Below are 9,770 nucleotides of genomic sequence, written 5' to 3' on the forward strand. Positions count from 1 at the left end.
AGTTTCAATCCCCGACGGCGCGACGACCGTTCACATCCTTGCAGACGGACGCGCGGGTGCCCAGCACGGCAGCCGTGTCCGGCGGGGGAAGGCAGCCGACAGCCGATGCCGCCCATGGTGCTGCCGGGAAGGTCTATAGGCTGGCGTGATGACCGCCCTGACTGATCTCCTGCCCACGCTGCTGGGCGTCGGGCTCCTGATGCTGGTCACCGTGGGGTTGCTTGCGGTTTTCCGGATCCCGCACCGAACGGCGCCGGCGCTGGCCATCCTGCGCGGGGCTGTGCAACTGGCTGTCATCAGCCTCATACTGGGCACTGTCATCACCAGTCCGGTCTGGGTCGGCGCCGCACTTCTCGTGATGTTTTCGGTGGCCGCAGTGACGGCCGCGCGTCGCCTGGGGTGGAGTTGGGGCCGCCTGGCGGTAGTGGGCGGCTCGATGGCGGCCGGCATCCTGGTGACCCTGGCGATCGTTTTCGGCACGGGCGCGATAGCCCTGACGCCCCGCTACGCGCTGGCAATTGGGGGGATCGTGATCGGCAATGCGATGACCATCGCCACCCTGGCCGGCCGGCACTTTGCCGAGTCGGTGAATGAACGTTGGGATGAGGTTGAAGCGTGGCTGGCTTTGGGGGCGACGCGGCGTCAGTCGACGTTGGAGCTGGCCCGGCGCGCCGTCTATTCAGCCCTCATTCCTTCGACCGACCAGACTAAGACGACGGGACTTGTCACCCTGCCCGGGGCGTTTGTGGGTGCGATCTTCGGCGGCCTTTCACCGTTGGAAGCGGGCCGCTTCCAGATCGTCGTCCTCGCCTCGATCATGGCGGCAGGTTCCATGACCGCCGTGGCCCTGATCGGGATCATCGCGCCGGTGAGGGTGCGTCCGGTGCCTCCACGCTAGCTTCCGCGCAGTGGCCCGTCCTGACTACGCCGGCACCCGGATGACGAGGGGGTCCATCGCCTGGCCGTCGGCGTACTGGCCGTCGAACAGTTCCGAACCGGCCTGGGAGATGGCGACCTCGACGCGCTCCCAGACGAGAAACCCTTCCATGTTGCGGGGCGCGGCAGTGCGCAGGGTGCCGACATCCGAGCGGTCGGTCCCGCCGCCGTCGCCCGTGCTGATGGACAGGACCCCGTGCCCGGCCGCGAACTCGACCCATGGATCCAGCAGCCGGACGAACATCATTCCGTGGTGCCCGGCGACGCGGACATCGCCGCGGAACCGCAGCACCCCGGTGCCACTGGCGGGATCGTACTCGGAACCGGCGGGAGCGAAACAGAACTCTCCGGACGCAGTGACCGTGGCGCCGTCGGCCGCGGAAACAGCACCGTCCGGGAGTCCCGAAATGTAATCCATAAAGCTGCGCTTGATGCCCCAGGTCAGACCCGGCAGGGGCAGCGGGGCGGGGGAGGCGGACGTTGGTGTCACGTAGGTTCTCCTGGGCTGTCGGGCGGATCTACGTCCGAGCCTAGCCGCGGATCCGCGCCGGGCTGAACTGTTGCACCGCCGCCGCTTCATCCTGCGTATTTCTCTGACGGCGTATGCCCGCCAGGACTACTCCCGGGACGGCGGTGGTTGACTTGGATGAGTACCGTTCAGCAGGAGGTGCACCGTGGCCGCGTCAATCAGCAGGGTATCCGGATCCGATGTGTCCGAAGACCCGCTGGATTCCTATTCCGCAACGGTCATCCGCGTGGCCGAGGCTGTCACCCAGCACGTCGCCGCGCTCGAGATGACCGGCAACGGGCGCAACGGCAGGTTGAGGGTCGGTGCGGGGTCGGCCGTGCTGTTCACCACGGACGGATATCTGCTGACGAACGCCCACGTAGTGGGAGGCGCCCAGTCCGGCCACGCAGTCTTCGCCGACGGCACCAGCACGGCTGTTGACGTGGTGGGCGCCGACCCGCTCTCCGATCTTGCCGTGGTCCACGGCAGGGCACCCACCGCTGCACCGGCTGAACTCGGCGATGCCGAGTCCCTTCGGGTCGGCCAGCTGGTCATTGCCGTGGGCAATCCGCTCGGGCTTGCCGGCTCCGTCACCGCCGGGGTGGTCAGCGGGCTGGGCCGTTCGATCCCGGTCTGGTCCGGACGGAGCCGGCGCGTGATCGAGGACGTCATCCAGACCGACGCGGCCCTCAACCCCGGCAGCTCCGGCGGGGCGCTGGCAGACGCCCGCGGGCGGATCGTCGGCATCAATACGGCCGTGGCCGGTGTTGGGCTCGGCCTGGCCGTTCCCATCAACGCGACGTCCCGGCGGATCATCGCTTCGCTGCTCAAGGACGGCCGCGTCCGCCGGGCCTACCTGGGCCTGGTCAACACACCCATCCAGTTGCAGCCGAGCGCCGTCGTCCGGACGGGCCGCAGGGAGGGCCTGCTCGTGGTCGAAGTCCTTCCGGATTCCCCCGCCGAGCGGGCCGGGCTACGGGCCGGCGACATCCTCCTGAAGGTTGGACACATGTATGTGTCCAACGCCGAGAGCCTGCAGAAACTGCTGTTCGCCGAAGCGATCGGGGAGCCGCTGGACCTTGCCGTGCTCCGGGACGGCGCGGACCTGCGACTGGTGGCTGTGCCCGCCGAGATGACCGATAACCAGTAGGGAACCCGGTCCGGACCCGCGGTTCAACGTGCTGGAATTTGGCCGCCGGGGGCCAATTCCTTGCCCGCCTAAACTACTTGGGTCCGCATGGCGGCGGCCCGCGGAATTACTTGGTTGGCGCCGCAATCACCTGCCCTCCGCTCCGCCCGCTTACTCAGCGGTACTGACCCCTGTACGCGTCTTTCTTTGGGCGAAAGATCGGGTAGCGGCATGCCTTGTTGCGCCCCGCCGGGCGTGTCACGGTGTCATTGGAAAGCCGGAGGGAACAGAGCCTCAGTACGGCCTGGTTTCAATGTTGATCCGGCTCTCCATAGACGATTGAGTTCGTTTTACCTGGGGAAATCGGAGAACATCGTGGATAGCCCAAAGGAAACAGCACCTTCCATTTCGGTCCGCCTCTTCGGATCATTCGAAGTGCGCCGGGACGGCGTGGCGCTCACCGCCGCCGACATGGGCGGATGCAAGCCCCGGCACATACTGGAAATCCTTCTCCTGAACCTTGGCACGCCCGTGTCCAAGACCCGCCTGATCGATCTTCTCTGGGGAGCAGGAGCCAGTGACGGCTCCGTAGCGACCCTCGAGAGCTATATCAGCGGTATCCGCCGTGCCATCCAGCCGGGGCAGACTAAGACCGGCCCGCTCCGCACGGCCAACAGTGGCTACGTGCTGGACCCTACGCTCGTGGACCTCGATCTGTTCCGGTTCCGTGACCTGGTCCGCGACGCGGGTGAGCTGCCTCCGGCGGAGGCCTACCCCCTGATGCTCGAGGCCCTGGAGATTTCCGCGGAGCCGCTGCTCGGGTTCGAACTTGCCTCCGATTGGGCCGAAGAGGCGCGCGCACGTCATACAGCCGAAAAGGTGGCGCTGCAGATCCTCGCGGCAGAAACGGCGGCTCTGCTGGACAAACCAGACGATGCCGTCAACCTGGTCCAGGCTGCCATTCGCGCGGAGCCCCTGAACGAGCGGGCCTGGACGGTGCTGGTGACGGCCTATGAACAGGCAGGCCTGCCGGCGGAGGGCCTCTCGGCCTATGACCGCTGCCGGCGGCTCTTCGACCGCGACCTTGGCTGCAGCCCCGGTCCGGCCCTCCAGGAAGCTCATCTGCGGCTCCTGCGGCAGCGTGCGGAAAGCAACTCCGAACTCTCCGAGGTACTGGCGGCGCTGCTCTATCTGGGCGAGCGATTGAACGGGCCCAAGAGCCGGCAGCTGCCGGCGGCCGAGTCCCGGCGCATGCATGAGAACGCCGGGCGGGTGCTTGATTCCTTCCTCCAGCGCGTCCGGGCCGCGGTCTGACCCCCGCGGGGCCGCCACCGGTGGACCGGCGGCGCCCAATTGATGACCGGGATGGCCGCCAACCGGACGCGGGCGTTAGCTTCGTCACGTGGCCGGGATTCTCGGGGAATTCCGCCGCGCCGGGCCCCATACTGGGAATATCCCCGGCGGGCAGTCCCACCGCCAGGTGTGAGGAGGGCCCATGGAAACCTTGAAGAAAGTCGTCACGAACGAGTACTTCCCCGCAGCCGCTGTGCTGTCCGGAGTCATCCTGTTCTGGGTCCTGGGCCTCTTCGGCGGACTGTCCCTCCTGAGCACCCGCCAAAGCCCGGTGACCACCCTGACGTGGATGATGTTCGTCTACGCCGCAGCGGTGCTCTCGCCCCTGGCCGGGCTTGTCGCCGCCATCGACCTCGTGCGCCGGTGGCTGCGGAACCGGCAGGCGGCCACGGCGGAATCCGCCTAGTCCGCCCCGCCTGGTCCGCCCCGCCTGGTCCGCCCCGCCTGGTCCGCCCCGCCTGGTCCGCCCCGGCGCCCGGCCGGCGCCATGCCGTTGCCGGCGTCGTCTGTTAACCGAAGCGCGACTGTTACTCGAAGCGCGACGGATCACCCATGCCGCGCCGGACGATTTCCGCGACGCCGCTGGAGTAGTCGATCACCGTGGTTGGCTCGGCACCACAGTCGCCGGAATCGATCACGGCGTCCACCACGTGGTCCAGGCGTTCCTTGATCTCCCACCCCTGAGTGAGTGGCTCTTCCTCATCGGGAAGCAGCAAAGTGCTCGACAGCAGCGGCTCGCCGAGCTCAGCGAGCAGCGCCTGCACGACGTGGTTGTCCGGGATGCGCACGCCAACGGTCTTTTTCTTCGGGTGCAGCAGACGTTTCGGGACCTCCCTGGTCGCCGGCAGGATGAAGGTATAGCTGCCGGGCGTGACGGCCTTGATGCTGCGGAACACATCGTTGTCGATCTGGACGAACTGGCCCAACTGGGCGAAGTCCTTGCAGACGAGGGTGAAATGATGCTTGCCGTCCAACTGCCGGATGGTCCGGATCCGGTCCAGGGCCTCCCGGTTGCCCAGCTGAGCGCCCAGCGCATAGCAGGAATCCGTGGGGTAAGCGATCAGGCCGCCTGAGCGCACGATGTCCACCGCCTGGAGGATCGAACGGTGCTGGGGGTTCTCGGGGTGCACATCGAAGTATCTCGCCATGCCAAGAGCATACGCCCGGCGGCCGCCCGGACGGCCACTGCGGAGCCCGTCAGCCGACCCGAACGCCCCGCGGTGGAGCAGGGCCGGCCGCTGCTTGTGCACAGACAGTTCTGTCTGATACCTTCGTTCCCGATGTAGACAAACCTGTCTACACCCCACTCATGCAGCTTTGCGGCAACGAACACCGAGAGCGAGAACCGAATGCTGTCAATGGCAGGAAAGACAGTTCTGATCACCGGAGGCACCGGCGGGATCGGCAAGGCCACGGCTCTGGGTCTGGCCGCCCTGGGTGCGCGGGTTGCCATCACCGGCCGCAACGCTGACAGGGCATCTCGGGCAGCTGAGGAGATCCGCGCTGTGGCGTCGGCCCCCGTCGAGGTGTTCACCGCCGATCTCTCCTCCCAGCGGGAAGTCCGCAGGCTGGCCGAGGAGGTGCTGAATACCTTGGACCGCCTCGATGTGCTGGTCAACAATGCGGGCGGATTCTGGAACACCCGCCGCGTCACCGTGGATGGACTTGAGTACACCTTCGCCCTTAACCACCTTGCTCCTTTCCTGCTCACCAACCTGCTCCTTGAACGGTTGAAGGAGAGCGGACCGGCGCGGATCGTAACGGTCTCGTCCGGCGCCCAGGCCATGGCCCGGATGGACTTCGCGGACCTGCTGGCCGAACGGTCCTACTCGGGGCAGCGGGCGTACAACCAGTCGAAACTGGCCAACGTCTTGTTCACTTACGGACTCGCCGCACGTCTCTCCGGCACCCGCGTCACCGCAAATGTGCTCCACCCCGGAGTCGTGGCGACGGCGTTCGGAGCCGAAGATCCGGGCCGGCTGCAAGAGTTCCTGACACCGCTGGTTCAGCGGTGGATGAAAACCCCCGAGCAGGGCGCCCGGACCTCCATCTACCTTGCCTCGGCGCCGGAGCTCGAAAACGTCACCGGCCAGTACTTTGCCAGCAGCACTCCCAAGAAATCATCAAAACGCAGCTACAGCCAGTCCGATATTGACCGCCTCTGGCAGGTCAGCTCGGCTCTGGTCGGCCTCGAATCCGACTCTGAAAGAAGCACGAACCTTCCATGACCCCACAGCGCACACTCGTCCTTGTTGCCCACCCTGACCTGGAAAGCTCGCGGATCACCGCGCACCTCACCTCAGCCATCATGGACCTGGAGCACGTGACGGTGCATGACCTCTCCGCCGCCCACCCGGACCGGCGGTTCGACACCGCCCGGGAACAGGAGTTGCTGCGCGGGCACGACACCATCGTCTGGCAGTTCCCGTGGCACTGGTACTCCGTCCCGGGGGTCCTGAAGGAGTGGATGGACCAGGTGCTCACATACGGCTTCGCGTACGGCGCCGGAGGCGACGCCCTCCACGGAAAGCGGCTCCAGCTGGTGCTGTCGACCGGCGGCCCTGAATCCTCCTACGCGCCGGCAGGACACAACCGCTTCACGATGGAGGAGCTCCTGCGCCCCCTCGACGCGACTGCGCACTTGTGCGGCCTGGAGATGGCCCGGCCACTCATCCTGCATTCGGCACCCCGGGTGGACGCCGACGAACTCGGCCGGCACGCCGCCCGGTACCGCGAACTGCTGGCTCCCGCGGCGGTCGCCGCGCGGTAGCCGGAATCCGGTGCGTCGGATCCGAAGCAACTGGGGGAGCGGCGGTCAGGCGGCCTGGGCAGCGAACATGAAAGCAGACCCGCCGGCCCGGCTCCTCGTAGGCTTTGCCCGGCCGAGTAGCCCGTTGCCGCGAGCAGCAGCACCGCCGGCGTCCAGCGCAGGGCCTCGTCCGCCGTCATGGCCACACAGTCACAACTGCTCGTCGTGGTGGATCCGTTCGCCCAGCTGCCGCAACGGCTCCCCGCTGCCGCTCCACTGTTGGGCGATGAACTCTGCCGCGATGGACACCGCCGTTTCCTCCGGGGTGCGGGCGCCCAGATCCAGGCCGACAGGACTGTGAAGCCTGGACAACTCGGCCCCAGTCAGTCCCGTCTGCCGAAGCCGTGCCATCCTGTCCTCGTGCGTGCGCCGGGATCCCATGGCGCCGATAAAGGCCACGGGGCTGCCGCGCAGGGCCACCTCAAGGACGGGGATGTCGAACTTCGGGTCGTGGGTCAGGACGCAGAGCACAGCCCTGGAATCCAGCAGCCCTTGGGCAAACTGCTCGCTTAGGTACCGGTGTGGCCACGCGTTGACCACCTCGGCGGCGTCAGGGAATCGCGCGGGCGTCGCGAAGACGGACCGCGCATCGCAGACGGTCACCCGGTAGCCCAGGAACGCGCCCAGCCGCGCCAGCGCCGCGGCGAAGTCAATGGCGCCGAAGACGAGCATGCGCGGCGGCGGTGCATAGCTGGCAAAGAAGACGCGCATGCCGGTGTCCAGCCGCTCGCCGTCCACGCCGTAGTTCAGGATGCCCGTCCGGCCGGCGGCGAGAAGACCCTGGGTGTCGTCGCCGACGGCGCGGTTGGTCCGGTCCGAGCCCAGGTCACCCGCGCAACCGTCCGGCCTGACAACCAGGTGCCGCCCCACACGGCCGGCATCCGGGTGTTCGATGACCGTGGCGACGCCCACGCGGCGCCCGGCGGTGATGTCCTGGGCGACGGCGTCGAGTTCGGCAAAGTGTTGCCGGGAGACAGGTTCGACGAAGATGTCGATGATTCCACCGCAGGTCAGGCCCACGGCATAGGCGTCGTCGTCGCTGATCCCGTAGCGCACCAGGGCCGGCTCGCCGTCGTCCTTGACCTGGGTGGCGAGCTCGTAGACGGCGCCCTCGACGCAGCCGCCGGAGACGGAGCCCACGGCCTCGCCGCCGGCCGTCACCAGCATGGCGGCCCCGGGGAGCCGGGGCGCAGATCTGAATGTGCTCACAACGGTGGCCAGGCCTGCCGTGGCACCGCTTCGCCAGTCGGGCAACATGGCCGCGAGGACATCACGCATCGGCGCTCCTCAGAGCCTGCCGCACAGCCGGAGCAGCCGGAACGCCGAACGCCGGCCGGCCCAGTACGCGATGCACGCCACGACGGCGATAACGCCGAGGACCTTCACCGGGCTGGACAATTGCTCCGCCGCGATTCCCTTGGCGAGGCTCAGCGCATCCAGGCTGCCGTCCGGCGCGGCCGCCGCCGAGACAGGCACAGGGACCGGTTCCGGCGCCGCCGCCGCCGAGACAGGCACAGGGACCGGTTCCGGCGCGGCCGCCGCCGACGCGGGGACCGGAGCCGGGGTGGGTTCGGGGACCGCCGCAGGGGTCGGTCCCGCAGGGGCTTCCTGCGCAGGGGGTGCTGCCTCAGTGAGCATGGCCTGCAGATTCTTCGCGAAGAGCGACATCATCTGCTCCGTGACGCCGCCGATCACCCCCTTGCCCATGGCCGCTGCCTTGCCGGACAGCGCCAGGTCTGCGCTGACGGAACCCCGTGTGGCCGCTCCGTCCTCGGCCAGCACCAGGGTGACGGTGGCCTCGGCGGTGCCTTGTCCGCGGGTCTCCTGGGCCTTGCCGCCAAGGACCGCACGATGTTCCGGGGCGTTTCGTTCAATGACGTTCAGCAGGCCCTTGTATTGCATCGTGACCGGGCCGAGCTTTACCGTCATGCCCACTTGGTAGGCGTCGTCCGAGAGCTTGTTCAGGATCCTGGCCCCCGGAAGGCAACCCGCCACCCGTTCAAAGTCCATCAGCGTGTCCCACACCTGGCTTATTGGTGCGACCACCGAGAACGTGCTGTCAATGTGCATGGGCTGGTTCCTTGCCTCTCGCTCGTTCGTGCGTGTCCTGTGAAGGCGGCCCCTCACCGCGAATGGCGGCAGCCACCTGCGCCAAGGCCCGGTAGCTGTGGCCGCTGACGAAGGCGTCGCAGTAGGGCAGGGCCGCCGCCATGCCGCCCACGAGGGGCCGGTACTGCGGGGCTGCCTTGCGCGGATTCACCCAGATGATCCGGTGGGCGAGCCGGCGCAGGCGCGCCATCTGCGCCGCGACCTGTTCCGGATCCTCGTAGGCCCAGCCGTCCGAAAACACCACCACCACAGCGCCCCGCGCCAGTCCGCGGCGGCCGTGCTCGTCGACGAAGCGCCGGAGGCATTCGGCGATCCGGGTTCCGCCGGCCCAGTCCGGCGCGGAGACAGCGGCGCGGGCCAGGGCCCGGTCCGGATCACGCAGGGCCAGTTGCCGTGTCAGCCTGGTCAGCCTGGTGGAGAAGACAAAGGCTTCCGCCCCGGCCCGGGTCACGGCGCCCTGCAGGAAGGATACGAAGACCCGGGAGTAGGGTTCCATCGATCCCGAAACATCGCAGAGCAACACCAGTTTGCGGCGCTGCTCGCGCCGGCGGGCATAGAGCAGCAGCGGGGCGTCGGTCCCGGACCGGCGGGCAGCGCGCACTGTCGCCCGGACATCCAGGCTCGCCGTGCTGTGGGCCGACGTGCGCGTGCGGCGGCTCAGGCGCAGCGGCGTCGCGAGCTGCAGCGCCGCCGCCAGCCGCCGGACCGCCGCTACTTCATCGGCGGAAAGCTCGGCGAAGGATGTCACCTGCAGGTGTTCGTCTGCGGAAACCATGGCAAGGACGGCCTCCCGGTCAGTGCGGCCGTCCTCCGCGGAGCCGTCCCGGCCGGGGAAGGCCAGGCGCGGCCGCTGCGGCGTGCCGGGGGCCGGGCCCGGCGTCTGGCTCCCTGGCGCTGCGGGCCTGGTCCGGAGCGCCGGTGCGGGC

Annotated in this window: 11 protein-coding genes; 6 read left to right on the plus strand and 5 right to left on the minus strand. The window is 68.2% G+C overall.

The annotated features are described in order from the left end of the window. The first annotated feature begins 148 nt into the window (after positions 1–148). On the plus strand, positions 149–898 hold the full coding sequence (locus tag AC1D1A_RS17435; RefSeq protein WP_476855969.1) for an ABC transporter permease: 750 nt from the start codon (positions 149–151) through the stop codon (positions 896–898). A gap of 24 nt (positions 899–922) precedes the next feature. On the opposite strand, the gene AC1D1A_RS17440 is transcribed toward AC1D1A_RS17435, so the two are convergent. Next, the gene (locus AC1D1A_RS17440; RefSeq protein WP_476871518.1) at positions 923–1,426 is read right to left on the minus strand and encodes an HtaA domain-containing protein; all 504 of its coding nucleotides are present in this window, start codon (positions 1,424–1,426) and stop codon (positions 923–925) included. Between the two features lie 184 nt (positions 1,427–1,610). On the opposite strand from AC1D1A_RS17440, the gene AC1D1A_RS17445 reads away from it, so the two are divergent. From AC1D1A_RS17445 to AC1D1A_RS17455, 3 genes are all read left to right on the plus strand, one after another. Then, positions 1,611–2,594: a S1C family serine protease gene (locus AC1D1A_RS17445; protein WP_476871519.1), complete on the plus strand. Its 984-nt coding sequence runs from the start codon at positions 1,611–1,613 to the stop codon at positions 2,592–2,594. A gap of 354 nt (positions 2,595–2,948) precedes the next feature. Continuing rightward, positions 2,949–3,887, plus strand: coding sequence for an AfsR/SARP family transcriptional regulator (locus AC1D1A_RS17450; RefSeq protein ID WP_476849580.1), 939 nt, complete (start codon positions 2,949–2,951; stop codon positions 3,885–3,887). Positions 3,888–4,068: 181 nt separating this feature from the next. Next, complete coding sequence (locus AC1D1A_RS17455; RefSeq protein ID WP_476855967.1) at positions 4,069–4,332, plus strand: hypothetical protein; 264 nt, start codon at positions 4,069–4,071, stop codon at positions 4,330–4,332. 121 nt (positions 4,333–4,453) lie between these two features. On the opposite strand, the gene AC1D1A_RS17460 is transcribed toward AC1D1A_RS17455, so the two are convergent. Further along, positions 4,454–5,074: an L-threonylcarbamoyladenylate synthase gene (locus tag AC1D1A_RS17460; protein WP_079549522.1), complete on the minus strand. Its 621-nt coding sequence runs from the start codon at positions 5,072–5,074 to the stop codon at positions 4,454–4,456. A 210-nt stretch (positions 5,075–5,284) separates the two neighbouring features. Between AC1D1A_RS17460 and AC1D1A_RS17465 the strand changes: the two genes are divergently transcribed. Next, positions 5,285–6,154: an SDR family NAD(P)-dependent oxidoreductase gene (locus tag AC1D1A_RS17465; RefSeq protein WP_476871520.1), complete on the plus strand. Its 870-nt coding sequence runs from the start codon at positions 5,285–5,287 to the stop codon at positions 6,152–6,154. After that, complete coding sequence (locus tag AC1D1A_RS17470; protein WP_476871521.1) at positions 6,151–6,696, plus strand: NAD(P)H-dependent oxidoreductase; 546 nt, start codon at positions 6,151–6,153, stop codon at positions 6,694–6,696. Before AC1D1A_RS17465 ends, AC1D1A_RS17470 begins: the two co-directional genes overlap by 4 nt. 189 nt (positions 6,697–6,885) lie before the next feature. On the opposite strand, the gene AC1D1A_RS17475 is transcribed toward AC1D1A_RS17470, so the two are convergent. The 3 genes from AC1D1A_RS17475 to AC1D1A_RS17485 form a co-directional block, all read right to left on the minus strand. Beyond that, positions 6,886–8,013: an XdhC family protein gene (locus AC1D1A_RS17475; protein WP_476871522.1), complete on the minus strand. Its 1,128-nt coding sequence runs from the start codon at positions 8,011–8,013 to the stop codon at positions 6,886–6,888. Positions 8,014–8,022: 9 nt separating this feature from the next. Next, positions 8,023–8,805 carry an SRPBCC family protein gene (locus tag AC1D1A_RS17480; protein ID WP_476871523.1) on the minus strand — a complete coding sequence of 261 codons (783 nt, stop codon included), beginning with the start codon at positions 8,803–8,805 and terminating at the stop codon, positions 8,023–8,025. Then, on the minus strand, positions 8,795–9,770 hold a 976-nt coding region (locus AC1D1A_RS17485; protein WP_476948304.1), incomplete at its 5' end, for a vWA domain-containing protein. The genes AC1D1A_RS17485 and AC1D1A_RS17480, both read right to left, overlap by 11 nt.

This window comes from Arthrobacter sp. P1_B9, from assembly GCF_056406495.1.